The sequence below is a fragment of the Dyadobacter sp. BE31 genome (genome assembly GCF_031457695.1).
Lineage (GTDB): Bacteria > Bacteroidota > Bacteroidia > Cytophagales > Spirosomataceae > Dyadobacter.
The window spans coordinates 1,768,558-1,794,974 of sequence record NZ_JAVDXA010000001.1 but is presented as its reverse complement, the minus strand read 5'-3'; the positions used below and the strand labels follow the sequence as shown (position 1 = coordinate 1,794,974).

Here is a 26,417-nt window from a genome sequence, read left to right as displayed (position 1 = left end):
CTATTAAAGTCAATTATGAAAGAGTCTGTTGTAATTTGGCTTGCCCTGTTGATCCCTGTGCTGAGTTTTGCTCAAAACACGCATCTGGCAAGCGCGGGTCCAAGCACAGATACAAACGTAGCCCCCAAAAAGCCCCTTGATTTAAAGGAAAGGCGTATTATCCCGCTCTTCGGAGAAGTGAGTAAGACATCGGAGCAGATTGATGAAGAGATCAAATTCCTGAGTGAATGTGACAAATCATTTTCCAGCCGCACAGAGGCCAGCAGTTTTTTTGCGACCCGCGCCTGGGAATATTTGCAGGAAGGTTCTCTGGACACGGCCTGCTACCGGTTCAATCTCGCCCAACTGTTGAACGACAAGAATGTGGAAGCCTACTGGGGGCTCGGGGTTGTATCGTACCAGCGCGAAAACTGGGTGGATGCCAAAAGAATGCTGAGCAAAGGCGTAAGCCTGCAAGGCGACAATGTACCGTTGCTGGTGGATCTGTCGACAGTTGAACTTAAACTGTACGCGATTACCAGCCGGAAAGAGGAGTTGGACGAGGCGTCTGCGTTACTGAAACACGCGGTTTCCATTGATTCTACTTACGCGCTGGGCCAGTATAATCTGGCATTGCTGCACTACAATCTAAATGAACTCGACAAGTCGTGGGAGCATTTGCACAAGGGCCGAACGCTGGACTTCACCCAATTGAACCTCGACTTTGTAGAACTTCTAAAAGCGAAGATGCCCGATCCGCAAGGGTTTTTCAAATGAAGTGGTATCATTCCAAAACAAAAAAAGTCTCCCAAGCGGGAGACTTTTTTTGTTTTACTATTGAAAGAAGAAGCCTGCTGGTGCGATGCCTACTTTGACAGAATCGACCAGACTTCCATCGGCGCGGTAACGAACCGCGTAGCCTGCCTGTGTATAGGACGGGCTCACGCCTGCGTAAAGCAGTCCTTGTGACGGATCAACCGCAAGTCCGTAGAATGGGCGGGGGATCAATGGGGTTACCATGGCGATCTGCGTATCGGTAATCGAGAATTTGTAGGTCCCTCCTTGCTCTTTACCTGCGTTGTCATACCCCGAAAGCACGAAGAAAATGGATTTCAGGTCATTGCTGAATGTAAAATTGCCGGGTGTTTTGGTACCGCCCGTCGCAATCGTTAGCGTTGCTTCGGTAACATTGGTTTCTGTATTAATGCGTAGCATTTTATCGCCGGCATTCACCCACAGTTTTCCGTTGGCATCAACACCAACCGGATTGGCAGCGCCTGATGTCGCAATAGGCGATGTCGCCTCATCGGAGGCTGTATTGATAATCGCCAGTTTGTTTCCGGCACCCCATTGCGTAGTTCCTACATAGAGCTTTCCATTGGCATAGGCCAGGTTTTCGGGACCATCGGCGATGTTGATTTTTTTGGTAACCTTTTTAGTGGTCAGGTCAATAACCGCGATATAGCCGGTCGAATATTTGCCGACGTCCGTTCCCCAGCACGAAACATAAGCTTTCCGGCCTGCGATCACGACTTCGCGGGGATTCTCTATATCCGGCGCACCAATGGTACCTTCGTCCTTGAAAGTGTACCGTTGTACGAACTGGACTTTGTCCTGACCGGCAGACATATTATCGACAAGAATAATACCCTGTTCTTCGGAAGCTGTGTAATCCTGCACGCCGCCCTTCAACGCCGTTCCGTTTGCCACCGCGAAAACATCGGCGGTTGCCGTATTGTTTTCCCGCGCGAAGTAGGAAATAGCACCGTTATTCTGGGAGAAATTACCCTCATTCATTACAAAAACACCGCTCACATAATCGCCCTTCGGAGCCGGGTCGCTTTGGTTACAGGACCATACCGCGAGGGTAGAGAAAACTACTGCTAATGAACTGGCTAACTGTCTTTTCATTTTCATTGATTTATTGAGAATCGTAACTAAAGGTTAAACTTACTGCAAAACTTCTTCCCGGCATCGCATTATTTCGGACATTTAAATAAAACGTGTCGGTAACATTGCGGACTTGCCCCTGCAAAACCAGCTTGAATTTGTAAAATGCAAAGGTTGTTTCGGCCAGCAGGTTCACCAGGCCATAACCGTCCAGAAACTGTGAATTATCGAAGGTTGTATAGCGCTTGCTCGCTGCCTGTAACTGCCCGGTAAGCTTCGTGTATTTGAACTGCACGAATGCGTTTGCATTAGCCGTATGTTCAGGTACAAACACCAATTGTTTGCCTACAATATCCTGTGAGTAATTGTCATAGGCTTTCTCCTGGCTGCTTTTGTTGAACGCATAACCCGCATCCAGTCCTGTTCTCCAGGGGCCGGTTTGGCGCTGATAACCCAGTTGCAATTCAATTCCCCTGGCAAGCACCTGTTGCAGATTTTCGACCCGGTAGTTTCTGGAAGGATTCCAGTAAGTCCAGTCTTTAATGCGGTTGTGATAAAAGGTTGCGGAGGTCCGTAATGTGCCGCCTAATGCTGCTTTAAAAGTCTGTTCAAGGCCGATTTCCTTGTTCCAACCCGTTTCCGGACGGATATCCGGGTTACCGAGGTCTTTCCAGTAACGTTCGTTCAAAGTGGGCACCCGGTAGCTGCGGCCATAGGAGCCTTTCAGTGTAAGATTGTAAAGCGCCTTTTGAATTAAACCATATTCCAGACCAACAGATGGTGTGAACGGTGGATTGAAACCCGTAACGAGCCCTTGCCGGAGGTTCACAGAAGCAGTGAGCCGGGCTGTCGGCTGCCAGCGGGTCAGAAGGAAAAAGTCCGTGCGGTTCTCGTGCACGGGGGCGAGCGCATACCCGGGCACGCGCGAGCGATAATGTGTCCATTCTCCCCCGGTTTTGACGGAGACCGGATTGGCCTTACCTCCCAGACTTAGCGTAAAGTCCTTTTCAATCCTTGAAGCGAACTTGTCAGTTACCGAATGGTCGGGGTGGGAGAGGTCGCCTTTGGCATAATCGATGATGTCGCGTACCCAGGCTGTGCGTAGCGTGAGCGTGCGTACCTGGTAGCGGACCATCGTGCGATAGGCGGTGGTACGGGTCATTTCACGGCCTTGTACATCGTCGGGCGTCAGCGTCAGTTTATTGTCGGTGAGCCAAACGTGCGCGGAAATTTCCTGGTCGTTTTGTGAGCGTAGGAACAGGTCCTGTACAATGCCCTTTTGAAAAGTTTCGGTAGGCAGGAGTGCATACGTGTTCCGGGTTGGCTTCGGGTAGTCGTTGTTCATCCTGCCATAGTAAAGTGCCGTTTTGCCGGAGAATGCCCACGCGTTGTTTAGCGGGAACGCATATCGGATATCCGTTCTGCTCTGATGGTTGTGGAAGCTTTCTCGTTGTCTGCCGTCAGACACGTAAAGCGGCGTGACCGATGCACGGCTGTCAAGCAAAATGCTCCCGCCGACGGCATCGGAGCCCACAATGCTGGCCGAGGAGCCATACTGAACCGAAAGCTGGTCGAAACCTGCTACTGGAATGGTAGAGAAGTCCGTTTGTCCAAGCGTGGGCGCATTGATATTGAGCCCGTTCCACAAAACGGCGGTATGGTTGGCGGAGGTGCCCCGGAACGACGCGGTGCTGAGCTGACCAGGTCCGTAATTTTTAAATGCAATAGGGGTATATGCGGACAAAATGTCGCCAATATTCTGATAGCGTACTTGCGCGAGCGAAGCGGAGTCGATGCGCTGGATTTTCAGGCCGCTCATGAATTTTTGTGGGACAAATCCCTTCACAATGACGGGGTCGAGGGCAATGGAGTCTTTTTGTGCATAAACCGGCAACGCCAGTGCAAAACTTGCCCATAACATCCAGTAACCCACAAATCTCCGGTCGGTAAACACTCTAAATCGCAAATGATTGGCGGTGATCTTCTGTTTTTCCTCCGAAAACGATCCGATCAAATGCTCTGGCAGGTCTCCTGGCTCGTCTTTCGCACCCGGAGCCTTCCCGTCGCAGGACAGTGGCATGAAGAATCGGGCACGTGTTGGCAGACTTACAGTTGCGGGGACAGCTTCCGGTACTAGCGGAATTCCCTATTAAGCCTAATCGCTGACTAGAAGCAGCTTATGGCACCAAGCGGGTGCAAAGGTAGGTATTTCCCCCGACTTTTCGTTGTCTGCGATAACCGCTATCTTTGCGGCAAATTCTGATTGCTTTTGGCCGCTTCTACTGAAAATTTCCCGACCGCATCCTCCCTGAAAGGCATTTACCTCATGCTGGGCGCCGCATTTTTTTTCTCGCTCACATCCGCGATCTCGAAATGGCTGGGGAGGGAATTTCATATCGTACAGCTGGTTTTTTTCAGAAATATCGTTGGGGTGGTTTTTATCATCAGCAGCATCTGGCAACGGCCGCTGAGGCAGGAAGGCGGAAAGTTGGGACTGCTTGTTTTCAGAGGAGTTGTAGGTACGTTGTCGCTCTACATGCTTTTTTATGCGATCCAGACGCTTGGGCTCGGCCGGGCCTCTACCTACCAATATACCTACCCTATTTTTCTGGCGCTTTTCTCCTGGCTGCTCATCGGCGAAACGCTGAATGGGAAGGAGTGGATGGCCATATTCGTCGGTTTTACCGGCATTTTGTTCGTTTTTCGTCCCGATTTGTCGTCGTCGCTGCGAGATAATGCATTAGGCTTGGGTAATGCGCTGCTGACGGCCATTTCTTACCTGTCGATCCGTCAACTCGGCGTCGTGTACGACACGCGCGCGATCATCCTTTCATTTATGCTTAGCGGGATTGTAATGCCTATTCTGTCGATGCTGGTCGGTACGTATTACCCCATGGAGCATTTGGATTTTCTGATAGGTACATTCAAATGGCCGGAGAATGCCTGGCAATGGTTGGGCTTTCTCGCATTAGGCCTTACCGCGCTTTTAGGCCAAAAAATGCTCACGCAATCATTTACCTACGATAAAGCGGGGCGTGTCGCAGCGGTGGGTTATTCCAATATCCTTTTTTCGGTATTGATCGGCTTTTTGATGGGAGAGGCTATTCCCACGCTTTCGATGCTAACGGGCATGCTGCTGATCATCACGGGCGGTATTCTGGTGTCTTTGGCCAAAACTAAAAAAGCTTAAAGCCGCTCATTGAATGCGAGGCGGTTCATGAACGGGTCGATTACCGTTACTGAAATGGCATTCCACGGCTCCTCTTCTAGCCCAGGGTGGTTGTATTTGTATTGTTTTTCATTCAGCTCGCGGTGAAAATCCTGCACGCCAGTGCATTCGATGAAGATTTTGGCGCCGGGTGTGCAATCGCCGTGATGTTCTGAAAGGTGAAGTGTGACGCCACCACGTGAAACTTGCATGTAAAGTGGTGCATCGTCGGAAAAGCGGTGTTCCCAATCGACCGTGAAGCCAAGCCAGCCGATGTAAAATTCCCGTGCTTTGGTTTCGTCAAAAATGCGTAAAATTGGGATGACTTTGCTGGCTTCCATGTTATTGTGTTTTAAGGCTTAGACCGGACGCTTCATTCTAGACTCCACGCGATGATTTGTGCATGAGATTTGTTTAAGAGAAGAAATCTAAAAAATTACCATGAAACGACTCCTGTCATCACTGATAATATTTCCCGCAATGCTGGTATTGCTCGCCGGGTTCAAGACTGATACCGGTAAGAAGCGCGCGGCTGCCGAAGGTATTCAATGGCTGACCATTGAAGAAGCATACGCCAAAATTCAGAAAGAGCCCCGCAAAATCCTGATTGACGTCTACACCGACTGGTGCGGATGGTGCAAGGTAATGGATCGTGAGACGTTCAAGGACAAAGCCGTTACCGAGTATATCAACAAGAAATATTATGCCGTAAAGCTCGATGCAGAGCAGAAAGGAATGATCAAGTTGGGCGACAAGCAGTTCAAATATCTTGAACAGGGTGGGCGCGGCATCCATGAAATCGCATTGGCATTGACCAACAATCAGCCAAGCTATCCCACTACGGTATTCCTGGACGATAAATTTAACATGATCCAGCCGCTGCCAGGTTATCTGAAAGCCAAAGAGTTTCATCAGATCATTGCTTTTTTCGGTGAGGATTACCACAAAAAGCAAGACTTCGAAAGCTATAAAGCGAAGACGTACGGCACTTTGTATCCTGCGAAGTAGGATTTAAACTAGCAAACCACTCAACTTCCTGTCATAAAGTATTCAGCTGGCAAAATGTAGTTTGACTGAGTGTCAGATCACTTTTTGCATTAACCTGTAAACTCCTGATATGAAGTGCAGTGAACTCTTAAGGCTATTAAAGAGTGATGGTTGGTTTGCAGTAAGGCAAGAAGGCAGTCATGTCATAATGAGGCATCCCACTAAAAAGGGACAGGTGTCTGTTCCTAATCATGGCTCGAAAGAAGTGAAGAAGGGATTGTTGACAGCGTTGTTTAAGAAGGCAGATATAAAGACAAATAAGAGATGAAAAAGCCAAAAATAGTTCTGGAAGTCATCAAAGAAGAGGACGGTTTTAGCGCCATTGCTGACATTGACGACAAATTCATTGGCACGCAGGGCGATAATATGGATGAATTAAAACAAAACATCCTCGAAGTGGTCAATCTGACTTTCTCCGAGGATGGTTTCACTTATAGCATAGATGAGATTGAACTAAGGTTGCCTATCGAAAAACCTGAGACTTTGCTTCATTAAGTTAAAGGACAACATTTCCTAAACAACTTCACCTTCCTGCATTCTTTCCGCATTCTCAGCGATGCGCAGTTTTTCGATCAGCTCGGCGATGTCTCCTTCCATTACGGCTGGGAGGTTATAAACGGTGTAACCAATACGGTGGTCGGTAATGCGGCTTTGGGGATAGTTGTAGGTGCGGATTTTATCGGAGCGGTCGCCGCTGCCCACCATCGATTTCCGTTGCGAACTGATCGCGTCATTGTGTTTCTTCAACTCGATCTCGTACAGGCGCGAGCGCAATACGCTCAATGCACGTTCTTTATTTTTGAGCTGTGAACGCTCGTCCTGGCAGCTTACCACGAGTCCCGACGGAATGTGGGTCAAACGCACCGCGGAATAAGTCGTATTTACCGATTGTCCACCAGCACCCGACGATTGGAAAGTATCGATACGAACGTCATTCATATTGATCTGCACATCTACTTCCTCTGCTTCGGGCAGTACGGCTACCGAAGCCGCCGAGGTGTGAATGCGGCCCTGGGATTCTGTCGCGGGTACGCGCTGCACGCGGTGCACACCCGATTCGAACTTCATTTTGCCATACACATCCTCGCCTTCGACTTTGCAGATAATCTCCTTATAACCGCCGTTGGTACCTTCGGTGTAGTCCATTACGGATGACCGCCAGCCCATTTTTTCGAAGAAGCGCTGGTACATTCTGAAAAGGTCGCCGGCAAAAATAGCAGCTTCGTCGCCACCGGTACCGCCGCGGATTTCCAGGATGATGTTCCGGCTATCGTTCGGGTCTTTCGGGATAAGCAATTCCTTAATGGTCTGTTCGAGCTCTTCCAGTTTGGGGGCCAGTTCGTCGAGCTCCTCCTTGGCCATTTCGCGCAGATCTTCGTCTTTTTCAGTCGCTATAAGTTCTTTGGTGCCGGCGATGTCCTTCTGCAACTTCTGATAAAGTGCATATTGCTCCACGATCTTGCCAAGGTCTTTATATTCCTTACTGATCTTGGAATAACGTGTAGAATCGGATACTACTTCCGGTTGTATGATTTGTTGAGAAACCTCTTCAAACCGTTCTTTTATAGCTTCTAATTTATCGATCATCTTAATTGAATATCTTTGGGATCTCGCATTCGGGGCACAAAGATACGCATTTTAGCTAAATGAATGGTTTCAAGGGGCTGGCTGCGTGCTATGGGAGGAACCGTTTGATGGATTAAACTAATATTTGGAACAATGAAAAGGATCATATGCATCGCCATGCTGGCATTCGCTTTCACAAGCTGCGATTTTAAAAGCGGCCGCATCGAAAATACGAAAGAGCTAAGCAGGGAAATCAAAGCCTCGCAGATCAAGCGGGTTACGAATGTGCAGCTGGTGTCATCCGCTGACGAATGGGGCAAGAAAATCGCGCAGATCGCAGAGAAATCCTTGAAAGGCGAACTGGAAAAGAACCCGGATGCCGGATTGGCACATTGCCGTGACCTGAGCGGTATCCCGGTTATTGCCGCGTTGGAAAAGGAATATGGGGTTAAAGTCGAATTATTCGGTATTAATGACGTAAAGCGCGCCGATTTGCACGCCAAGGAGCGGGAAATACTCGACGCATACGCTTACAGTGCGAAAAGCAACACGCAAGCGGGAGATAATTTACAGCAGCTCAATGACAGCCTGCTCGTCTACAACGCACCCGTTGCCGCCGGAAGCGTCATTTGCAAAAAATGCATGGCTGCCCAGGATACTACTTTCGCCGTATGGCGTCTGCTTTTCAATAAAAAGGAGATCATCAGAAAGCTGGACGCGAAGCAGTTGAAGGATTGATTTACGTGTGATTTTTTGCTTACTTTAAGAAAACAAAGGATCATGATTACTCAGCAAAAAAAGAGCCTCTCTTGCCCGGAAAACTTCTCAAATCCCCTCGTTTTGGAGGAATGGGATGGTAAAATCTATTACCGGAAAGGATACCGCGAGGTTTTGAGCGGAGCCAAAACTGTTGAGCAAATCATGGGAAGCAGTAGCTTACAAGCTGAAATTATTTCCTACATCCTACAAGTTATCCTGCGGTCTGTCGATCTCCGGAAGTATCGAGTGCATACGAGTGAGCCGGGGATTCATATATCGAAACAGGTCAATATGGCGGGGGATATCCTGGTTTACGATAAATCCGTCCTGACCCCGGAGAAAATATCGCGAAAATATGCGGACGTACCTCCGAAAGTAGTCATTGAAGTAGACATTAGTGTTGAAGCGGAGGGGATCACTGAAATGGGATATGTTTTTCAGAAATCGGAACGACTTATAGAGTTTGGCTGTGAAAGGGTGATCTGGGTGTTGACTGAAATCCAGAAAGTTGTCGTCTTTACGCCGGGCGCTGAGGCGGAAATTCTTAGCTGGCACAGCGATGTCACTGTGCTGCATAATATGAGTTTCAATATAGGAACTTACCTTGACGCAGAAGGGATCAGCCTTTGATCTGGAAAGTCGGCATCGCATAAAAATGAAGGGATACTGTTAATGTGACAGTATCCCTTCATTTTTTATTTCCCGACAACCTGATAGATATCGTACCAATCTTCCCGGCTCAGCTTAATATCCGAAGCACTTGCACCGTTGCGGATGCGGGCTTCCGAGAGAGACCCGATAATGGGTAATGTCCCCAGTTTCATAAGCCAGGCAACGGCTGTTTGCTCGATATTGGCATCGTATTTCTTGCCGACCTCATCCAGTTTGGCTCTCAGCCGCACTGCTTTTTCGTCGGTGCCATTCAGGATTTTTCCTCCCGCGAGGGGTGCCCAGGCGAGCGGTTTGCTGAAACTCTGTTTGATAAAATCGATACGGCCATCTTCGATTGCAGTCGTATTCATGAGGTTCAGCTCAATATGGTTCGTTACGATCGGAATCCGTAGGTACGACGCGAGCAATTGGTGCTGGAAAACCGTAAAATTGGCGACTCCAATGTGTTTTGCCTTTCCTGAGGTCACGATTTCGGCCAATGCCATCGCTGTTTCTTCCGGGTCGGCCAGCAAATCGCTTTGATGCAGCAGGAAAATATCCAGGTAATCGGTTTTGAGCCTTTTGAGCGAACCGTTGATACTGTTGATAATGTGCTCGCGCGAATTATCGTAGTACGTGAGATACTTATCAGCCGACGTTCTGATGCCGCATTTGCTGAATAGTACAATGTCCTCCCGTTTGAAGGACTTGTTAGCGATGATCTTGCCGAAATGTTCTTCAATCGTATGGTCGCCGTAAACATCAGCATGGTCGAATGTGTTAATGCCCAGATCGAGGCAGAGGTTGACCGTTTTTTCAATTTGCGTGGTGGTAACGGCACCTTCGTCGGTCCATCTCCAAAAACCATAAATTGCTTCCGAAACCTTCGGGCCGGAATCGCTGAGGCTTACTTTTTTCATCGGTGGTAGTTTGAATTCCTGCAAAAATATCTATTTCTCCAATCGTTTATCCCTTACGATCAGATAAAAATCATTGTCCAGTTCAAGGTAGCCATAATCGTAAACGAAGCGGTAAATGCTTCCTTTGAGGGTCGGACGGACGTTGGTAATCAGGTTAAAATCAAAGCCTTTGGCCAGTAAAATGTGCTTGGTAGTTTTAGATTTTTCATCGGGACAAAGCTCTTCCAGAATCCGGCGGTTCTTCCGAAGCTGGTTATTGATGTTTCTCACGATGTTGTAAGAATCCGAATTGAGCCGGTTGTTGAAGCTGTTCCGGCACATGTCGGAGCAAAACTTTTTGTCGACCCTACCCGTGAGGGGTTTACCGCATTCCTGGCAATTGATCATATCTTTTTTGTTTCGCCGGACTGCTTGCAGCCCGGGCAGTGTGCATAGATTTTCCTGAACTGCAATATAGTGAAATTCATTTGCGAGGGCCGCCAGCCTGTATTTTTCCGTTTGCAAACGGCTGCAAATGCTTTCATATGATTATAAGCGCTTAAAAACCGACTCCTGTTTTCTGCTCCACACATCTTTGCATTGCCGGTTCACATTATCCAATCCGGCATCAGTATTCATCATCTAAACATGATTAACAATGAACTCAGTAAAATTAATCGGAAATGTAGGCCGCGAAATCAACGTGAAAGAGTTTGATGGGGGTAAAATGCTCTCCTTTTCACTGGCAACAGATGAAGGCTATGTTAACAAGGACAAGGAAGAGGTTAAGAGTACGGCCTGGCACACAGTTGTCGTGTGGCGGGAACTGGCGCAGCGCTGTGAGACATTCCTGACGACAGGCAAAATGGTTTCGATCGAAGGGCGGCTCACCTATCGGCAGTATGTCGACAAAGACAATCGTACGGTAAGGCGCATGGAAGTGACCGCGCACAAGGTGGAGGAAATCCAGAAGAAGCAGGCGACGGCGGTGTGAGGCTACTCCGGTGGTGCGGGCGAGTTAGTAACAGGCCTCATGCCTGGTTGTTCGACATGAGGCCTGTTTTATACTTATCAAAGGCTTTTTTCAAGCGTAGCTTTCCAGTTGCTGTACGCGTCGCGTGTTGCTTGTACGTGATTTGCGTCGGGCTCGATTGTGCGCAGCGCCGTAAGTCCGACAAATGCTTCTTCACGATTCTTGTAATAGCCGAGACCAAAGCCGGCTGCACGGGCTGCTCCTTGTGCGCCATCGGTGTTGTAAAGCTCGACAGTAGCTCCGGATACATTAGCAAAAGTTTCTCTGAAAACGGGACTGAGGAACATATTGGCTTCCCCGGCACGGATGTTCTTGAGAGACACACCCACCGTTTCCATGATTTCCATACCGTAGTACAGGGCGAAAACAATGCCTTCCTGCGATGCACGTGTGAAGTGGCTCAGCCCATGGCGGCTGAATTGAAGTCCTTTAAATGTGCTTCCGGGATCCTGGTTTTCGAGCATACGCTCGGCCCCGTTACCGAATGGAAGGCAGAAGAGACCGTCGGAACCCACCGGTGCCTGTGCGGCGAGGTTATTCATTTCAGGATAAGAGATATTCCCCTGGAAGAGTGCATTGCGGAGCCAGCCATTCAGGCTCCCGGTACCATTTACACACAGTAAAACGCCGTAACGGGATGCCGAAGAAATCGGGTTCACGTGCAGGAAGGTATTAACGCGTGATTTCGGATCAAACTTGATTTGATCACTGACGCCGTAAACTACCCCGGAAGTGCCGGCAGTTGCCGCAACTTCACCCGGTTCAAGTACATTGAGCGAAAAGGCGTTGTTAGGCTGGTCGCCGGCGCGGTACGTGACGGGAATGCCCGCGCGTAAACCGAGTTCGGCACCCGCAGCGGCGGTTACTGTTCCCTGCTCTGCAAATGTCGGGAGTATATCCGGAAGGATATTTTGATTGAACCCGAAATGGTCGAAGAGGAAATCGGCCGGACGTTGGTTCACGAAATCCCAGAATATCCCTTCGGAAAGTCCGGATGGGGTAGTCACCACTTCTCCTGTCATGCGGGCGGCGAGGTAATCGCCGGGGAGCATGAATTTATGGACTTTCGCGTAAACATCCGGCTCGTTTTGTTTCACCCAACCCAATTTGGATGCGGTGAAATTGCCCGGAGAGTTGAGCAAGTGAGGGAGTACGTATTCCTCGCCCAATGCTTCCATAGCCTGGTTACCCACTTCCACCGCACGGCTGTCGCACCAGATAATGGATGGACGGAGAACGTTCAGGTTTTCATCCACTACTACGAGCCCGTGCATTTGGTAGGATATACCGATCGCACCGACTTCGTCAGGGGATACGTTTGCTTTTTTGATAACAGCCTGAGAAGCAAGACATGCATTTTCCCACCACATCTGAGGCTGCTGTTCAGCGAAGCCCGGCTTGGGGGCTGCAATGGTCATTTCCCTTTCAGGATAGAATGCGGAGGCGGCAACTGCCCCGGTATCTGCGTGAATCAAACAAGCTTTGACGGACGAACTGCCTAAATCGAATCCAAGGAAATACATTGCGAAATATGATTATTTTGATTTGAAATGCTTCAATGTTTAAATATAAGTGCTAAAAAGTACAAAAATGTTCAAATAACTTTAAGAAAAGAAACATAATAAGTGTAATTTTTACACTTAAATATAAATGTGTTGAATACATACGGGAAAGTGACGTCAGAACAGTCAGAAATTGGGTATATTAATGACCTGATGAAACTAAAGGGTTGATTTTAGGGTCTCCTTTGTGTTTATCTTGCAAGAGGTCAAATATCTATGCGATATTTGAGGAAAATTTCAAGTTGCTGACATCCTTTATCGGGAATTATGAAGAAAGTTGTACAAGTCGTTCTCATTGGTGGGTTGTTTTTGTTGTTTTCGGAGTTTCGCCCGGTAGATCGGAAATGGGAGAAACAGTTCTCCCGCCTTGATCGGGAGATCAGGGAAAATAGTAAAGCCTATGCAACACTGGGGGATGCAACCAAAACCATCGGGCACCGGCTTACCGGAAGTGTCAATGGAGAAAAGGCGGAGGAATATGCATTCAAGCTTTTGAAAAGCTATGGCTTCACCGACGTGGTTTATCAGCCTTTCGAAGTGGAAGCATGGATGCGGGATACTGTGACGCTCTCCATCGCCCCTGGCAGCAGCGACAACTTTCGGGACGTTCCGGTAGTATCGCTGGCGCATTCGCCGGTGGAATCTAATCTGCAAGGCGAAATTGTGGACGTCGGCAACGGATTGGAAGAGGATTTTCTGGCACTTAAAGATAAAGTGAAGGGCAAGATTGCGATGGCGAACATCAATCTGGTGGGTGTAACGGGTAAAAAGAACCTGCACCGGTCGGAAAAGACTGCTTTGGCAATCAAATATGGAGCACGGGGAGTGATCATGGTCAACGGTGCACCGGGCAAGATTTTGCTTACCGGGACGGCATCGGTTACAGGAGCGATCATCTCTATTCCCGCCGTGTGTATTTCCAACGAAAGCGGCCACGAGATCAGAAAATGGATTCAGGACGAAGGACCTTTGGAGGCACATATTGATATGCACAACATTTCAAAGCCGATCAAAGCGCGGAATGTAATTGCCACGCTGAAAGGAAAATCGGACGAGAAAGTGATTATCGGTGGTCACCTCGATTCATGGGACCTGGCTACCGGCGCTATCGATAATGGTATCGGTTCGTTTGCGGTAATTGACATCGCGAGGGCGTTCAAGGCATTGAAAGTAAAACCGGAGCGAACCATTCAGTTTGTGTTGTTCATGGGGGAAGAGCAGGGCCTGCTAGGTTCAAAGCATTTTGTGAACGAGCTTAAAAAGTCTGGCACTATCGACAAGGTTTCATACATGATGAACCTCGATATGACCAACGATCCGAACGGGGCCAATACATTCGGACGGGATGAAATGACCGACTTTTTCGCGACGGTGGGGCAGGCTATCCGTTCCGTAGACAGTGACTATAAGAACGAAACGACAAACAGGGCCGGCCTGCATAGCGATCACCAGCCATTCATGCTGGAAGGTGTTCCCATTGCCGGTTTGTCGGGCCACCTCGATCCAAACGTTTTGCAATGCTACCATGCGGATTGTGATGATTTCAGCCTGGTGAACAAGGACCAGCTGGAAAATACCGTGCGCATTGCCTCTATGTACCTGTACGCTTTGTCCAATGCAGAGAATATTGCGGTAAAAAAATTGTCGGATCAGAAAACCCGCGATTATCTGATATCGCAAGGATTAAAAGAAGAACTGATTATCGGCCAGGAGTGGCGCTGGGAACAGTAAGCTGTTGGCCGCAATAGAAAGTACAATGCTAGTATTTCCAAATGCCAAGATCAATATCGGTTTAAATATCGTCGAAAAGCGCCCGGACGGGTTTCATAACATCGAGTCCTGTTTCTATCCCGTGGGTTGGTCGGATGCGTTGGAAATTACTTTGGCGGAGCAATTCTCGTTTCATTCCGACGGGATCGCGATCCCGGGCAATGCAAATGATAACCTCTGCGCAAAGGCGTACGAAATGCTCAGAACCGATTTTGACCTGCCTGCCGTCAAAATACACTTGTTGAAAACAGTGCCTATCGGTGCCGGACTTGGCGGAGGATCGGCAGACGCCGCTTTTACCATCAAAGCGTTGAATCAACTGTTCGACCTGGGGATTTCCATTGAAGAGCAAGAGAAATATGCCAGACTGATCGGCAGCGATTGCGCTTTTTTTATCCGCAACAAACCGGTGTATTGCTTCGAAAAGGGCGATCAGTTTGATGCAATCGATATTCATATTTCCGGGAAATGGATTGTGCTTGTGAATCCGGGAATCCATATCTCAACGATTGAAGCATATTCCGGGGTGGTCGCGAAACGCAGCACCGAAAATTTACGTAATATACTTAGGGAGCCTATTAGTGCATGGAAAGGTCGTGTCACGAACGATTTTGAAGCAACCCTTTTTAAGAAATACCGCTCTTTAGAGGAAATAAAGGAAAAATTATATGGCCTTGGCGCGGAGTACGCTGCCATGAGTGGTTCGGGATCAACGCTGTTCGGCATTTTCGGGCAGGAGCAAAATGTAAAAGAGCATTTTCCTGACTTTCGTCTCTGGCAGGGTTTTCTTAAATAAATTTAACCTTCGCGTTATGTATTAAGGTGCAAAATAGTCGTTATATTCACTTTGAATTGCGCTTTTCGAAGATATCAATGATTGGGAGATGAGTCCGAAGCACACAACTAAGCAAACCGAAAATCCTTTCACCAAACGTCGTGAGCCGCTTGGCTTTATGCTTTGGTTAGGGGTTGCAGGTAGTTCAGTGCTTTTTACTTCGATCTTCGTCATCTTTCTCTTGCGGGCACACAAAGAGACGGCGCACCTGGTTGCATTGCCGGATATGTTCTGGCTCAGTACGCTGGTTATCCTTTTCAGCAGTATCACTCTTCACGAAGCGAATCTCGCTTTTACAAACGAACGTTTCCTGCATTACCGGGTATTTTTGGGCGCAACGCTCTTGCTTGGGTTCACGTTCATCATGCTGCAAACGGGAGGATGGATGGAAATGGTCAATTCCGGCGTTTTTAGCGGTGTCAATACTTCCGAGGGATTCATTTACCTGTTGACGGGCCTTCACCTGCTGCACATGATAGGCGGTGTGTTATACCTGAGCTACCTGTTCAGAAAAGCCCTTAAAAACAGGAGCTATGTGGACTCTTTCGTGTACAGCGTCAATCCCCCGAACCGCCTTCGCATTAAACTCTTTACCCGCTACTGGCATTTCACAGGAGCACTCTGGCTTGTGGTATTTATTTTCCTGATCGTGCTTTACTGAGCATTCCGGCTGAAAAGATACCTTCCCTCAATTGCATTCCCGAATTCGTATATTTGGAATCCGAGATGTAACAACATGATCCCTGCTTCGCCGCCGATCCGTACCGACCTTTTTTCATTATTCATTCTGCTGGGTTGTGTGCAGGGGCTGATCCTTGCATACGTTTTCCTCTCGCATGCAAAGGGTAGCAACCGGGCTAATCTCTTCCTCGGAATGCTCATCCTGGCGATGTCGGTCATCATCAGCGACGTTTGGTTGGGATACACTCATTATATGTTCCGTGTGCTGTGGCTGGTCGATTTCAGTGAGCCATTGAACCTGCTGATGGCCCCGACGGCGTTTCTCTACACCCAAACAGGTGTGAACCAGAAAATATCTAAACGTGCATGGCTGCATTTTTTACCCTCGCTGGCGTACCTCGTGTACATGTGCCTGCTCATATACCCGCAAGACCTGGCATTTAAGTATAACTCGAACATCGGCTCTTTCCATCCTGAATTGGCGAGGATCGAGGCCGTGCGATATGGCAGCGATTGGATGTTCTATCCGAAATGGCACATCAACGACCTCACGTTCGCCAGCATGGTTGTTTACAGCATTGCCGGTTTCTGGTTCCTGACCAAGGCATTCCGGGAACGTGGGACGTCGTTCTTCACAGGTGAAAAGAACTCACTGACCTGGTTCAGGGACATGTCTTTACAGCTGACATTTCTGATAGTAGTTTTCTTTATCGTCCGGACTTCATTCCCGCACGATCTGGGCGATCACATTATAGCCGCATTCATTTCCCTGATCATTTACGTTATCAGTTTCACGGTGTTGAGAAAATCACTGTTTTTTCACGAACCGAGCGAGCGCACCACCCGGAAATATGAAAAATCGTCTTTGACCGAGGAAATACAATCTGCAACGCTGGTCAAGCTGGAAGCGGTAATGCTGGCGGAAAAGCCGTTTCTCGATCCCGGATTTTCTCTGCCGGCGCTTTCCAAAAGGCTCGGCGTATCGACCCACCATTTGTCACAAATACTCAACGAGGAATTGAAGCAAAGCTTTTTCGACTTCCTGGGCTCATACCGCATCCAGGAAGCGCAACGGTTACTCGCCGATCAGGAGAATGCTTACATCAAAATCGAGGAGATAGGGCAGATGGTCGGGTATAACTCGAAATCTGCATTCAACACGGCTTTCAGGAAAATAACCGGCTCTACGCCCTCCGAATACCGTAAAAAGCAGGCGAATCAGAAGTTCTGACTTATCGGGAAGAACTTCTAACGGATCAGGACGGTCGTTTCGGGCCGGTTTAGGGCACTAGTTTTGGGCATCACTCAAAACCTATTTGTCATGGAAACAAAGCCTGCCCAATCTCATTCATTATCCAATAACATCCGCCGGTACGACCTCGACTGGCTCCGTGTGCTCGCATTCGGAATTCTGATCTTCTTCCACGTCGGCATGTTTTTCAACCACTGGGGCTGGCACATTAAGAACAATGTGATCACGCATGCCGTAGAATGGCCGATGCGGTTCAGCAGCCAATGGCGCATGTCGCTGCTGTTCATGATTTCGGGGGCCGGCGTGTATTTCGCGCTTGGAAGTCGCGGACCGGCTGCTTTTCTGAAAGAGCGTTTTGTCCGGATTTTCGTACCACTTGTTTTCGGGATGTTTGTCATTGTACCTCCGCAGATTTTTTTTGAGCGGCTCACACAGGGGCAGACTTACGATTACGGAGATTTTTACAAAACCGTGTTTCAATTCGTCCCTTACCCCGAAGGCAGTTTCAGCTGGCACCATTTGTGGTACCTGGTCTACATTTTTTGCTATTCGTTGTTGGGACTGCCGCTATTGCTTTTGCTGCGTCGCCACGCAGGTTTTACACAACGTGTGGCGGCGTTCTTTGCAAACCCCTGGGCTTTGATCATCGTGCCGGTATTGTGGCATGTGGGGGGAAGTGTTTTACTGGAAGAACATTTTCCTACCACGCACAACCTGGTGAGGGACTGGAATGAGCATTTTCATGATTTTACGCTCTTTGTGACCGGTTTTGTAATTTGCACACAAACCCGCTTCTGGGAAACGCTTCAAAAATACCGCCAATTGACGCTGGGCATCTGGATTACGCTGACGATCGCTCTCTATGCCTATTACTGGACCGTCGACAGGGATATGGATGCGATGCAGTGGCTTGTTTATGATGCGATCAAAACGACGAACGCCTGGTGTATTCTGCTTTCGATTTTTGGATATGGATATACCTACCTGCAATTCACGAATCCGTTCCTGAAATATGCCAACGAGGCGGTGTATCCGTTTTACATCCTGCATCAGACGGTGATCATCTGTCTAGCCTACCCGATCATCCAGGCGCCTGTACATTGGTTCGTGAAGTTTGTATACCTGTGCATAGCCACATTCGTGATTTGCCTGGGTATGTACCACTTTCTGATTCGACGGAGCAATCTCCTGCGGGTATTGTTTGGAATGAAAACAGTGAAACGAAGGAAGCGCAGTGAGCCTGTGACGCCTATTTCTTCAATATCTTGAATTCCACACGGCGGTTCTGCTGCTGGCCTTCCGGTGTGTCATTTTTGGCAACCGGTTTGGTCTCGCCGTAGCCCTTGCTGGCAATGCGATCCGGTTCGATGCCTTTCCCGATCAGGTATTCGCGAACGGCGTCGGCCCGTTTCTGTGAGAGATCTATGTTGAATTCGGCACTACCCGTATTGTCCGTGTGCCCGCCTAGCTCGATGGAAAGCGTCTTGTTCTCTTCCATGGAGATAGCAATGCGGTTCAGCTCGCCAAACGATTCGTCGCGCAGCGTGGCTTTTCCGGTAGCGAAGAAAATATTGTTGAGCCGCACGATCTGCCCTTCTTCAATCGGGATCAGTTTCAGCGATTTGTTGGCGATTTCCTTGAAACCCTTATTGCCATGGCTGGTGGAGTCGGTAAGGTCGATATTTTCCCCTTCCGCGATGAAATTAGGGGCTACCGCCCGCCAACTGTATTTCTGGCCGTAGGGAAGTACGAGTTTATACTCGCCGGTAGTAGGGTTGGTCGTGGCGGTACCTACTTCTTCGCCGGTAGCAAGGTCTTCGTAAATAATCGTCGCTTCAACAGGTTTCCCCGTTTTGGAATCGATCACCTTTCCACTGATCATCACCACGGGATCCGAAGGCGGCACGACGGCCACGGGAGCCTCCGCAGCCGAATCAGCCGGAGAAGGTTTGGGTTGCAGGTTGTAGCGGACGATGTCGCCTTTGCCTTCGGTGTCTTTGAAGGAAACCATATAGGCGAAATCGCCCAATGCAGAAATGGTGTAGTAGGCGTCGTAGCCGTCGGTGTTAATGGCCGGGCCGAGGTTTACGGGCCTGCTCCATCTCTTCCACGATTTGTCGATCCGCTTGCTGTAATAAATATCGTTGCTACCCTGTCCGCCTTTCCGGTCGCTCGAAAAATAGAGCGTTACACCGTCAGGTGCTAGGAATGGGGTTGTTTCGGTAAAATCTGGGGTGTTGATTTCAGCGCCGAGGTTCAATGGTTTCGACCACGTACCGTCTTTTTGCTTGAAACTCACGTACAAATCGTCGACTTTGCTGTTTTTCTTTTCGCTGAAAGACATGACGAGGGTCTTACCGTCATTGGACAGATAACCGCAGTCGAACTGGCCTTTGCTGAGTTTGGTATAACCCGGAATATCCAGTTTGTTGGGAACGGACCAGCCCCGGGCTGTTTTTTTGCTCGTCGAAAACCCGCGTGTCTCGTAGGTGCCGTTTTTATATGCTCCCTTGATCAACAGGGTATTACCGTCGGGTGTGATGCTGTAAAGGCTGTTGTAATCCTCCTTGTTGAGGGGCGAAGGGAGCCTCCGGGCGGGCGTCCACTTGTCGCTTTTGAGTTCTGAATACCAGATATCCTGGCTGCCTTTCGGGCCGTGCGTATTCTGCGGATGGCTTACCCTTGAAAAATAGATCGTTTTACCGTCGGGGGAAATGATCGGACTGATCTCATTGTATTCGGTGTTGACCGATTTTCCGAGGTTTTCCAGCTGCGCATAGGCACAGATGGACGTGGCGACCGTAATGGCTAATAGGCAGAAAGCACGCATTGTTCTGACAGAATGGCTAGTTTTTATCTACATACAACGACCCATCCAACGGCTTATTTTCCGCGTTTTGCAAACGGAAGGCTTCCATTTTTTCAAGGAGCGTTGCGGGATCTTCCGCAACTACCAAAAGTGCGCGATTATCGGGCCTCAAAAAGCCTTCTTCCACCATTTTATCGAGTTGCAGAAGCAAAAGATCGTAAAATCCGTTGACGTTCAAAAGTCCGACCGGACCGTGAAATATACGGAGCTGTGCCCAGGTCAGTATTTCGAAAAGCTCATCGAAAGTGCCGTAGCCGCCGGGCAATGCAATGACGCCGTCGGACATCGATACCATTTTAGCTTTGCGCTCGTGCATCGTGTCGACGAAATGCAGCTCCGACAATGTCTTATGTGCCACTTCGAGCTTGGCCAGGAAGTTAGGGATAATACCCGTAACGAACCCGGCATTGTCCATTGCGCCGTCGGCCACGCGCCCCATCAGGCCCATGTTGCCGCCACCATAAATGAGTTTGATATTCCGCTTTGCCACTGCTGCGCCCAGTTCGTAGGCGGCTTCGGCATATAGCGCTTTCTTTCCCGGATTTGAACCGCAGTATACAACTATGGATTGCATCGGATAAACAGATAGGTGTTTTAAGGCAGGATACCCGGCAGGTTATGCCAGAATATCCGCAGCCAGTTTTTTCAGGTCAATATCGCCGAAGGTGCCGGAGCTCATCAGCAACAGGTTAGCGTCTTTCCAGGTAAGCGATCTCAAGAATGCTTCCAGTTCGGCGGAATTGGTAAACACTTTGAGATCATCGCGCTTGAATGCCGTTTTGATATCGTCTTCCGACAGGCTTTCCAGCCGCTTGTGTTCCAACGTCAGTGGGTTGAAATACACGATAGCCACATCGGCCGCTTTCAGCTTGCGGCGATATTGGGATAAAAATCCTTTATTAAGGCTGCTGAACGTATGAAGTTCCGCGCAGGCTACCAGCGTTCTGTCGGGAAACTGCTCTTTCAGCGCATTGGTAGTCGCCTCTACTTTGGAAGGTGCGTGGGCGAAATCGCGGTATACATTCACGGTGTCATTCGTTCCCAGCAATTCCAGGCGTTTTGAGGCTCCCTTGAATGTGCGGATCGCATTGTAGAACTGCTCGTCGGTCACGCCCAGTCGTTCGCAGACTTCGCGCGCGCCGCTGATATTTTTCATATTGTGGCTTCCGAAAACCAGTACCGGAACCTCACCCTGTTCGGCGGTGATCAATATCGTTTTATTGTCCTCGATCCGGTGTGGATGTACAGTATAAGGTGTACTCGCTACGTCCGGACGTTCCTTCTGTCCGATCACGTCGAGCATATCGTCGGTTTCGTCGAAGATGATCGCCCCGGCTTTCGGCAGGGAATCCGCCAGCAGTTCGAATTGCTTCACGTATGACTCCCAGGTAGGAAACACATTGAAATGGTCCCAGGCGATACCGCTGATCAATGCAATGTGCGGCTGGTAATGGATAAATTTCGGAGTAGGGTCGATCGGTGAAGTGAAGTACTCGTCGCCCTCGATCACGATCAGCGGAGCATTCTCGGAAAGCTTCACCATGTTGTCAAAGCCCTCGATCTGCGCGCCGACCAGGTAATTGAAATTTCTCTTATTGTATTTCAAAACGTGGAGTACCATGGAGGTAATGGTCGTTTTTCCATGGCTGCCCGCGATCACGACGCGCTGTTTGTTCTGGCTTTGCTCAAAAATATACTCGGGATACGAATATACTTTGATCCCCAGCTCTTTCGCTTTCGCGAGCTCGGGGTTGTCCTGCCTGGCGTGCATGCCGAGAATTACGGCTTCCAGATCGGTGGTGATTTTTTCCGGAAACCATCCCGTAACAGGCGGAAGCAGGTCATATTGTGCGAGGCGGCTGGACGATGGCTCATAGATCTCATCATCCGATCCCGTCACAATGAATCCCTTTAAATGTAGTTCGATGGCCAGATTGTGCATAACGCTACCGCCGATCGAAATGAAATGTATTTTATGCAAAGATGAAGATTGACTCATTGACAATTCTAAAAACTGATTCCGTTCGAAAGTTAGCAAGAATTGGCCTTTGGGCAAATCCCGGCCGTATGCTATTTCCCGGCCTCCTTCACGAACTTGATATTTTCCTGCGTGCCGTTGTCGTGCACAAGGCCGATTATGTAGGAACCCGAAGCAAGGTTCCGTATGTCGATCTCACGGCGTGGCTTGTCCGAACTATAAACTACCTGGCCTGCGACATTGATGATCCTGACTGATTTGACTTCCTCCCAGTCATCTGCCGCGATTGTGACCCTTTCGCTGGCCGGGTTGGGATAGGTACTTGCGATTGAGGATGTTTTGAAGTTCAGGCTGACGATCTTACTGTACGAGAAAGTCTGGTCGCGGTCGACCATTTTCAGGCGGTACAGATTTTCGCCGGCTACCGGGCTAATGTCGGTAAAATTGTAGCGTGTGACGGCATTCAACACGTCTCCTCCGGCAGGTAATGACCCGATGCGCGCCCATTTCCTGCCATCGGTGCTCCGCTCTACATCAAATTTCTCGCTGTTCACTTCTTCGGACGTCGACCAGGCAAGTTGCGCCTGCTGGCCTTCCTTCACCGCAGTGAAGTTGATCAGCTTCACTGGCAATGCACGCGTGACCGGAACGATTTTGGCTGCCGATTTGGCAACACAGCCGCTACGGTTCGATTTCGCGGAATAATTGTAGTCGCCAGGTGAGTTAGGAGCGTTGATGGTAATGGAGCTGCCGGTCCGGTTATTCGCTCCTTCGCCGCTCCAAACGTAGTTGGCAGTATTGCATTCGGGGCCCTGGCAATTGACGCTGAGTGTAATCTGACTGCCTACTACGGGCTTGCTGGGCGAGTTGCTCACATTGACGGAGTAGGAACACGGCAGGTAATTACCGCCTTCCCATACATTTTCCCAATAGCCCGTATCCGTCATCCTGATGGATTTCGGTTTAAGGTCCGTTTGCCCGAAGTCCTGTCCGCCGATCTGGTTCCAGGTCTCGAAGAGGAAGTTTCCGGTGAATACATTCGGATAAATATTGACCGTCACGGCTTCCGCCCGCGCCGGCGGCTGGTAGGAGGGCGTGAGGTATTGCTCGCGGCACAATGCGAGCGTGGGCGCGAGCTGCGCCATTTCAATATCATTAAAATGCATGGCAATATGCACGTAGTCCGCGCCATGTTTATAGGCACGGGGAAACCACTCGTACGGAATGCCGCCATTGATCCCCGAGCCTCCGCCGGGTTGGCCGAGGTCGGTCGGGTCGAATTCCAGGCCTGCTATTTTATTGGGATAAGTGCCTTTGATGACGTCGATCCCCATTATTTTTCTCCATAAATCCCATTGATGACTGCCGTCGGTATGGTAAATGCCATCCGAAAGCTCCAATGCGAGCAGGAGCGTGCTGCTGTGCAAATGCCAGTTGTTGCCCTGCACCGAGCCGAAGTCGGAAATGAAGTGTAGTACTTTAATCGAAGAATTACGGTTTTTGACGGTTTCGTAAAAACCCTTGAAAAGCTTCAACAAACCCCATCCTGCAAAGCGGTGCAGGTCGCGGCCCATCTCGGAATTGTAATTTCCGTCGGTTGGCTGGGGTGCCGTGGCGATAGGATAGGAGGTCCGGCCCCAGGTAGCGTTGGTCTGGCCCGGAAATCGCATCGGCAGGAACTTGGTACGCCAGGCCTGCAATGCCTTAGCTTCGAACATCCCGGCGTAGTTGACCGAGTTGACGACTTTGTTGGGCATATAAAACTCTTCGGATCCGTTGTTGCCCATCGCGACGTACAAAATCCTCGACGAGTAGCCCTGTACCTGTGCGAGCGCGTCGTCGACAAATGCCAGGAAACGCCCGGTGGCATATTCGGAGAATACAGACGGTACCGTGTGGGAAATGGCCTCGCGCATAAGCGAGCCGTTGGAGAGTTGCGCCACATCGACGGTCGAAAGAAAGTTGTCGTTCCAGTACCCGGGCCGCAAATAGGAGAAGTGAAGGGCGACCTTCATGTTTGGGTTGATGTCCAAAATGGCTTTGACGGCCTGGGCCATCTTTGCGCGCTGGTAATTTCCGAGCGTCGGCTCATAATGTTCCCATTGTATATGCAGTCTGACAGCCGTCGGGCTCGCGTCCTTTCCGTTGTATTTGAGGTTCGCAAATTTCAGGATATACTGCCATTGCTCGGTATTGATACCGTTGGGTGCCGTTCGGTCGAATCCATAGCCTGTGGTGTTGAGGATCAGCTCTCTTTGCGCCAGAAGCGCGGTTGGCCGGCCGGAGAACAGGGCCAGAAAAAGTGCGATGGTTAATAAACGTGAGTAATTGGGCGGCGACGTCAGACGTATGAAGCGCATAAAATTTTAGTTCGGTGGGCGGTTATAGCTTTTTAGGAATCGTTGAGACAGATTTAATTTTCTCTATAAGTGATATAGAAGTTTATGGAGTTACATGCGGCTGCCAGATTGGAGCGGTCGTTTGTAAAACCCTGTTGAGTGTCAGGATGGAAATAGAAGAGGAATCTTAGTTTTTAAGCCTTATAGGCGAACAGTTCAATATAATTTGAATTGACAACTTGATAAAGGATGGTATGAATAGGATAGAAAGGTAGAATATTAAAACTAGATTTCAAGAGAAATAGTAAATAAATTCTACAAGCGGTCACAAAAAAAGTGCTCGCCCGTGTAGGCAAGCACTTATTAAATGGTAAATCCGGCTTGTTACTATGCCAGCTTCTTGTATTTGATACGGGTCGGTGTAGCGTCGGTACCCAGTCTTTTGCGGCGGTTTTCTTCGTATTCGGAGAAGTTCCCTTCAAACCAGTAAACCTGAGAGTCGCCTTCGAAGGCCAGAATGTGGGTGGCGACGCGGTCGAGGAACCAGCGGTCGTGGGAAATGATTACCGCACAGCCCGCGAAGTTTTCGAGACCTTCTTCCAATGCACGGAGTGTGTTCACGTCCAGGTCGTTGGTAGGTTCATCGAGCAGGAGCAGGTTACCGCCCTCTTTCAATGTCATGGCAAGGTGTACGCGGTTACGCTCACCGCCTGAAAGCGTTCCTACTTTCTTCTCCTGGTCGCCGCCACCGAAGTTGAATCGGCTCACGTATGCACGGGCGTTCGATTGCTTGCCCCCGAGCATGATCCAGTCGTTACCGTCGGATACGCTCTGGTATACCGTCTTATTCGGGTCGAGGTTGTCATGTTCCTGGTCTACATAGGCGAGTTGCACGGTCTCACCTACTTCGAAATGGCCCGTGAGTGGTTTCAGCTGGCCGGTAATGAGTTTGAACAAGGTGGTTTTACCCGCGCCGTTTGGCCCGATAATACCCACAATACCATTTGGTGGCAATGCGAAGCTGAGGTTTTCGTAAAGCAGTCTGTCGCCGAAGCCCATCGATACATTATGCGCTTCGATAACCTTATTCCCAAGCCTTGGCCCCGAAGGAATGAAGATCTCCAATTTTTCTTCCTTCTCTTTGCCTTCCTCGCTGAGCAATCTCTCGTAAGCACCCAGCCTTGCCTTGGATTTGGCCTGGCGTGCTTTCGGTGCCAAACGCACCCATTCCAGCTCGCGCTGCAATGTTTTCTGGCGTTTCGATTCGGTTTTTTCTTCTTTTTTCAAACGTTCCTGCTTTTGTTCCAGCCAGGAAGTGTAGTTGCCTTTCCACGGAATACCTTCGCCGCGGTCGAGTTCGAGGATCCAGCCTGCTACGTTGTCGAGGAAGTAGCGGTCGTGGGTTACGGCGATAACCGTTCCTTTATATTGTCTCAAATGCTCTTCGAGCCACAGTACCGACTCTGCGTCGAGGTGGTTGGTAGGTTCATCCAATAAAAGTACATCCGGCTGGCGCAACAGGAGGCGGCACAACGCAACCCGGCGCTTTTCTCCACCCGAAAGTGTCGATATCAATGCATCCGATGGTGGGCAACGGAGGGCATCCATCGCGATTTCGAGGCGGTTGTCAAGATTCCATGCGTCGGATGCGTCGAGTTTTTCCTGCACTTCGCCTTGTCTTTCCAGCAATTTGTCGAAATCTGCGTCTTCTGCACCGAACGCCTCATTGATCTCGTCGAATTCTTTCAATAGATTTACGATTTCTTGTACACCTTCTTCTACAACTTCGCGAACGGTCTTGTTCGGATCGAGTTTCGGTTCCTGTTCGAGCATGCCGACAGAGTAGCCCGGAGAGAAAACTACCTCACCCTGAATGTCTTTGTCGATGCCGGCGATGACGCGGAGGAGTGTCGATTTACCGGAGCCGTTCAGACCGAGGACGCCAATTTTGGCACCGTAGAAAAAGGATAAATAAATGTTTTTGATAATATGTCTGTTGGGAGGAATGATTTTGTTAACCCCCGACATTGAGAAAATAATGGTTTCGTTACTCATTTTTTGTTTAATTTGTGCGTAACAAATATCGTTATATATCCCTA

General features: G+C 49.3%; 25 protein-coding genes and 1 riboswitch. Of the genes, 13 read left to right on the top strand and 12 right to left on the bottom strand.

Annotation, left to right across the window (positions count from 1 at the left end; all coding sequences use genetic code 11):
* Positions 1-15 precede the first annotated feature (15 nt).
* Positions 16-756: a hypothetical protein gene (locus tag J2Y43_RS07535; protein WP_309980556.1), complete on the top strand. Its 741-nt coding sequence runs from the start codon at positions 16-18 to the stop codon at positions 754-756.
* Positions 757-813: 57 nt separating this feature from the next.
* Here J2Y43_RS07535 and J2Y43_RS07530 read toward each other — a convergent pair whose 3' ends face one another.
* Positions 814-1,890, bottom strand: coding sequence for a DUF5074 domain-containing protein (locus J2Y43_RS07530; RefSeq protein ID WP_309980557.1), 1,077 nt, complete (start codon positions 1,888-1,890; stop codon positions 814-816).
* Between the two features lie 10 nt (positions 1,891-1,900).
* Complete coding sequence (locus J2Y43_RS07525) at positions 1,901-3,883, bottom strand: TonB-dependent receptor domain-containing protein (protein WP_309980558.1); 1,983 nt, start codon at positions 3,881-3,883, stop codon at positions 1,901-1,903.
* A riboswitch (cobalamin riboswitch) is annotated at positions 3,873-4,074 on the bottom strand. Its footprint overlaps the gene before it by 11 nt.
* Before the next feature lie 64 nt (positions 4,075-4,138).
* Between J2Y43_RS07525 and J2Y43_RS07520 the strand changes: the two genes are divergently transcribed.
* Positions 4,139-5,059: a DMT family transporter gene (locus J2Y43_RS07520; protein WP_309980559.1), complete on the top strand. Its 921-nt coding sequence runs from the start codon at positions 4,139-4,141 to the stop codon at positions 5,057-5,059.
* Here the strand turns inward: J2Y43_RS07520 and J2Y43_RS07515 are convergent.
* Positions 5,056-5,418: a glyoxalase superfamily protein gene (locus tag J2Y43_RS07515; RefSeq protein WP_309980560.1), complete on the bottom strand. Its 363-nt coding sequence runs from the start codon at positions 5,416-5,418 to the stop codon at positions 5,056-5,058. The genes J2Y43_RS07520 and J2Y43_RS07515 overlap by 4 nt on opposite strands.
* A 100-nt stretch (positions 5,419-5,518) precedes the next feature.
* On the opposite strand from J2Y43_RS07515, the gene J2Y43_RS07510 reads away from it, so the two are divergent.
* The 3 genes from J2Y43_RS07510 to J2Y43_RS07500 all read left to right on the top strand — a co-directional run bounded on the left by J2Y43_RS07510 (position 5,519) and on the right by J2Y43_RS07500 (position 6,619).
* Positions 5,519-6,085, top strand: a complete 567-nt coding sequence (locus J2Y43_RS07510; protein WP_309980561.1) for a DUF255 domain-containing protein — start codon at positions 5,519-5,521, stop codon at positions 6,083-6,085.
* Positions 6,086-6,194: 109 nt separating this feature from the next.
* Complete coding sequence (locus J2Y43_RS07505) at positions 6,195-6,392, top strand: type II toxin-antitoxin system HicA family toxin (RefSeq protein ID WP_309980562.1); 198 nt, start codon at positions 6,195-6,197, stop codon at positions 6,390-6,392.
* Positions 6,389-6,619: a hypothetical protein gene (locus tag J2Y43_RS07500; protein WP_309980563.1), complete on the top strand. Its 231-nt coding sequence runs from the start codon at positions 6,389-6,391 to the stop codon at positions 6,617-6,619. The genes J2Y43_RS07505 and J2Y43_RS07500 overlap by 4 nt, the downstream gene beginning before the upstream one ends.
* A gap of 18 nt (positions 6,620-6,637) precedes the next feature.
* On the opposite strand, the gene prfA is transcribed toward J2Y43_RS07500, so the two are convergent.
* Positions 6,638-7,711 carry a peptide chain release factor 1 gene (gene prfA, locus J2Y43_RS07495; RefSeq protein WP_309980564.1) on the bottom strand — a complete coding sequence of 358 codons (1,074 nt, stop codon included), beginning with the start codon at positions 7,709-7,711 and terminating at the stop codon, positions 6,638-6,640.
* A gap of 132 nt (positions 7,712-7,843) precedes the next feature.
* Between prfA and J2Y43_RS07490 the strand changes: the two genes are divergently transcribed.
* Positions 7,844-8,428 carry a hypothetical protein gene (locus J2Y43_RS07490; RefSeq protein ID WP_309980565.1) on the top strand — a complete coding sequence of 195 codons (585 nt, stop codon included), beginning with the start codon at positions 7,844-7,846 and terminating at the stop codon, positions 8,426-8,428.
* Positions 8,429-8,470: 42 nt separating this feature from the next.
* Entirely contained in the window at positions 8,471-9,079 is a 609-nt protein-coding gene (locus J2Y43_RS07485; RefSeq protein WP_309980566.1) for a Uma2 family endonuclease, read from the top strand.
* Positions 9,080-9,144: 65 nt separating this feature from the next.
* Here J2Y43_RS07485 and J2Y43_RS07480 read toward each other — a convergent pair whose 3' ends face one another.
* Positions 9,145-10,020, bottom strand: a complete 876-nt coding sequence (locus tag J2Y43_RS07480; protein ID WP_223401535.1) for an aldo/keto reductase family oxidoreductase — start codon at positions 10,018-10,020, stop codon at positions 9,145-9,147.
* A gap of 30 nt (positions 10,021-10,050) precedes the next feature.
* Entirely contained in the window at positions 10,051-10,407 is a 357-nt protein-coding gene (locus J2Y43_RS07475; protein WP_309980567.1) for a hypothetical protein, read from the bottom strand.
* Positions 10,408-10,657: 250 nt separating this feature from the next.
* Here J2Y43_RS07475 and J2Y43_RS07470 point away from each other — a divergent pair, with 250 nt between their 5' ends.
* Positions 10,658-10,993 (top strand): single-stranded DNA-binding protein, encoded by a 336-nt coding sequence (locus J2Y43_RS07470; RefSeq protein ID WP_309980568.1) that lies wholly within the window; start codon positions 10,658-10,660, stop codon positions 10,991-10,993.
* Between the two features lie 77 nt (positions 10,994-11,070).
* Here J2Y43_RS07470 and J2Y43_RS07465 read toward each other — a convergent pair whose 3' ends face one another.
* A complete protein-coding gene (locus J2Y43_RS07465) occupies positions 11,071-12,555 on the bottom strand; it encodes an FGGY family carbohydrate kinase (protein ID WP_309980569.1) in 1,485 nt (494 codons plus the stop codon).
* 306 nt (positions 12,556-12,861) lie between these two features.
* Here J2Y43_RS07465 and J2Y43_RS07460 point away from each other — a divergent pair, with 306 nt between their 5' ends.
* The 5 genes from J2Y43_RS07460 (at position 12,862) to J2Y43_RS07440 (ending at position 18,401) form a co-directional block, all read left to right on the top strand.
* Positions 12,862-14,325 (top strand): M20/M25/M40 family metallo-hydrolase, encoded by a 1,464-nt coding sequence (locus J2Y43_RS07460; protein WP_309980570.1) that lies wholly within the window; start codon positions 12,862-12,864, stop codon positions 14,323-14,325.
* Positions 14,326-14,350: 25 nt separating this feature from the next.
* The gene (gene ispE, locus J2Y43_RS07455; protein WP_309980571.1) at positions 14,351-15,160 is read left to right on the top strand and encodes a 4-(cytidine 5'-diphospho)-2-C-methyl-D-erythritol kinase; all 810 of its coding nucleotides are present in this window, start codon (positions 14,351-14,353) and stop codon (positions 15,158-15,160) included.
* 88 nt (positions 15,161-15,248) lie between these two features.
* The gene (locus J2Y43_RS07450; protein WP_223401547.1) at positions 15,249-15,860 is read left to right on the top strand and encodes a heme-copper oxidase subunit III; all 612 of its coding nucleotides are present in this window, start codon (positions 15,249-15,251) and stop codon (positions 15,858-15,860) included.
* 75 nt (positions 15,861-15,935) lie between these two features.
* Positions 15,936-17,111: a helix-turn-helix domain-containing protein gene (locus J2Y43_RS07445; protein ID WP_309980572.1), complete on the top strand. Its 1,176-nt coding sequence runs from the start codon at positions 15,936-15,938 to the stop codon at positions 17,109-17,111.
* Between the two features lie 90 nt (positions 17,112-17,201).
* Positions 17,202-18,401, top strand: a complete 1,200-nt coding sequence (locus J2Y43_RS07440; RefSeq protein ID WP_309980573.1) for an acyltransferase — start codon at positions 17,202-17,204, stop codon at positions 18,399-18,401.
* Here J2Y43_RS07440 and J2Y43_RS07435 read toward each other — a convergent pair.
* The 5 genes from J2Y43_RS07435 to ettA form a co-directional block, all read right to left on the bottom strand.
* Positions 18,382-19,962: an OmpA family protein gene (locus tag J2Y43_RS07435; RefSeq protein ID WP_309980574.1), complete on the bottom strand. Its 1,581-nt coding sequence runs from the start codon at positions 19,960-19,962 to the stop codon at positions 18,382-18,384. The genes J2Y43_RS07440 and J2Y43_RS07435 overlap by 20 nt on opposite strands.
* A gap of 16 nt (positions 19,963-19,978) precedes the next feature.
* Positions 19,979-20,575, bottom strand: a complete 597-nt coding sequence (locus J2Y43_RS07430) for a TIGR00730 family Rossman fold protein (RefSeq protein ID WP_223401555.1) — start codon at positions 20,573-20,575, stop codon at positions 19,979-19,981.
* 42 nt (positions 20,576-20,617) lie between these two features.
* Complete coding sequence (gene murC, locus J2Y43_RS07425; protein ID WP_309980575.1) at positions 20,618-22,000, bottom strand: Mur ligase family protein; 1,383 nt, start codon at positions 21,998-22,000, stop codon at positions 20,618-20,620.
* Between the two features lie 71 nt (positions 22,001-22,071).
* Positions 22,072-24,339, bottom strand: a complete 2,268-nt coding sequence (locus J2Y43_RS07420; protein WP_309980576.1) for a T9SS type A sorting domain-containing protein — start codon at positions 24,337-24,339, stop codon at positions 22,072-22,074.
* Positions 24,340-24,705: 366 nt separating this feature from the next.
* On the bottom strand, positions 24,706-26,373 hold the full coding sequence (ettA, locus tag J2Y43_RS07415) for an energy-dependent translational throttle protein EttA (protein WP_223401562.1): 1,668 nt from the start codon (positions 26,371-26,373) through the stop codon (positions 24,706-24,708).
* Between the last annotated feature and the right edge of the window lie 44 nt (positions 26,374-26,417).

Excerpts from the sequence above, each read along its gene's own strand:
- J2Y43_RS07535 (WP_309980556.1), top strand. The coding sequence starts at position 16 with ATGAAAGAGTCTGTTGTAATTTGGCTTGCCCTGTTGATCCCTGTGCTG.
- J2Y43_RS07530 (WP_309980557.1), bottom strand. The coding sequence starts at position 1,890 with ATGAAAAGACAGTTAGCCAGTTCATTAGCAGTAGTTTTCTCTACCCTC.
- J2Y43_RS07515 (WP_309980560.1), bottom strand. The coding sequence starts at position 5,418 with ATGGAAGCCAGCAAAGTCATCCCAATTTTACGCATTTTTGACGAAACC.
- J2Y43_RS07510 (WP_309980561.1), top strand. The coding sequence starts at position 5,519 with ATGAAACGACTCCTGTCATCACTGATAATATTTCCCGCAATGCTGGTA.
- J2Y43_RS07505 (WP_309980562.1), top strand. The coding sequence starts at position 6,195 with ATGAAGTGCAGTGAACTCTTAAGGCTATTAAAGAGTGATGGTTGGTTT.
- J2Y43_RS07500 (WP_309980563.1), top strand. The coding sequence starts at position 6,389 with ATGAAAAAGCCAAAAATAGTTCTGGAAGTCATCAAAGAAGAGGACGGT.
- prfA (WP_309980564.1), bottom strand. The coding sequence starts at position 7,711 with ATGATCGATAAATTAGAAGCTATAAAAGAACGGTTTGAAGAGGTTTCT.
- J2Y43_RS07490 (WP_309980565.1), top strand. The coding sequence starts at position 7,844 with ATGAAAAGGATCATATGCATCGCCATGCTGGCATTCGCTTTCACAAGC.
- J2Y43_RS07485 (WP_309980566.1), top strand. The coding sequence starts at position 8,471 with ATGATTACTCAGCAAAAAAAGAGCCTCTCTTGCCCGGAAAACTTCTCA.
- J2Y43_RS07480 (WP_223401535.1), bottom strand. The coding sequence starts at position 10,020 with ATGAAAAAAGTAAGCCTCAGCGATTCCGGCCCGAAGGTTTCGGAAGCA.
- J2Y43_RS07475 (WP_309980567.1), bottom strand. The coding sequence starts at position 10,407 with ATGATCAATTGCCAGGAATGCGGTAAACCCCTCACGGGTAGGGTCGAC.
- J2Y43_RS07470 (WP_309980568.1), top strand. The coding sequence starts at position 10,658 with ATGAACTCAGTAAAATTAATCGGAAATGTAGGCCGCGAAATCAACGTG.
- J2Y43_RS07465 (WP_309980569.1), bottom strand. The coding sequence starts at position 12,555 with ATGTATTTCCTTGGATTCGATTTAGGCAGTTCGTCCGTCAAAGCTTGT.
- J2Y43_RS07460 (WP_309980570.1), top strand. The coding sequence starts at position 12,862 with ATGAAGAAAGTTGTACAAGTCGTTCTCATTGGTGGGTTGTTTTTGTTG.
- ispE (WP_309980571.1), top strand. The coding sequence starts at position 14,351 with ATGCTAGTATTTCCAAATGCCAAGATCAATATCGGTTTAAATATCGTC.
- J2Y43_RS07450 (WP_223401547.1), top strand. The coding sequence starts at position 15,249 with ATGAGTCCGAAGCACACAACTAAGCAAACCGAAAATCCTTTCACCAAA.
- J2Y43_RS07445 (WP_309980572.1), top strand. The coding sequence starts at position 15,936 with ATGATCCCTGCTTCGCCGCCGATCCGTACCGACCTTTTTTCATTATTC.
- J2Y43_RS07440 (WP_309980573.1), top strand. The coding sequence starts at position 17,202 with ATGGAAACAAAGCCTGCCCAATCTCATTCATTATCCAATAACATCCGC.
- J2Y43_RS07435 (WP_309980574.1), bottom strand. The coding sequence starts at position 19,962 with ATGCGTGCTTTCTGCCTATTAGCCATTACGGTCGCCACGTCCATCTGT.
- J2Y43_RS07430 (WP_223401555.1), bottom strand. The coding sequence starts at position 20,575 with ATGCAATCCATAGTTGTATACTGCGGTTCAAATCCGGGAAAGAAAGCG.
- murC (WP_309980575.1), bottom strand. The coding sequence starts at position 22,000 with ATGAGTCAATCTTCATCTTTGCATAAAATACATTTCATTTCGATCGGC.
- J2Y43_RS07420 (WP_309980576.1), bottom strand. The coding sequence starts at position 24,339 with ATGCGCTTCATACGTCTGACGTCGCCGCCCAATTACTCACGTTTATTA.
- ettA (WP_223401562.1), bottom strand. The coding sequence starts at position 26,373 with ATGAGTAACGAAACCATTATTTTCTCAATGTCGGGGGTTAACAAAATC.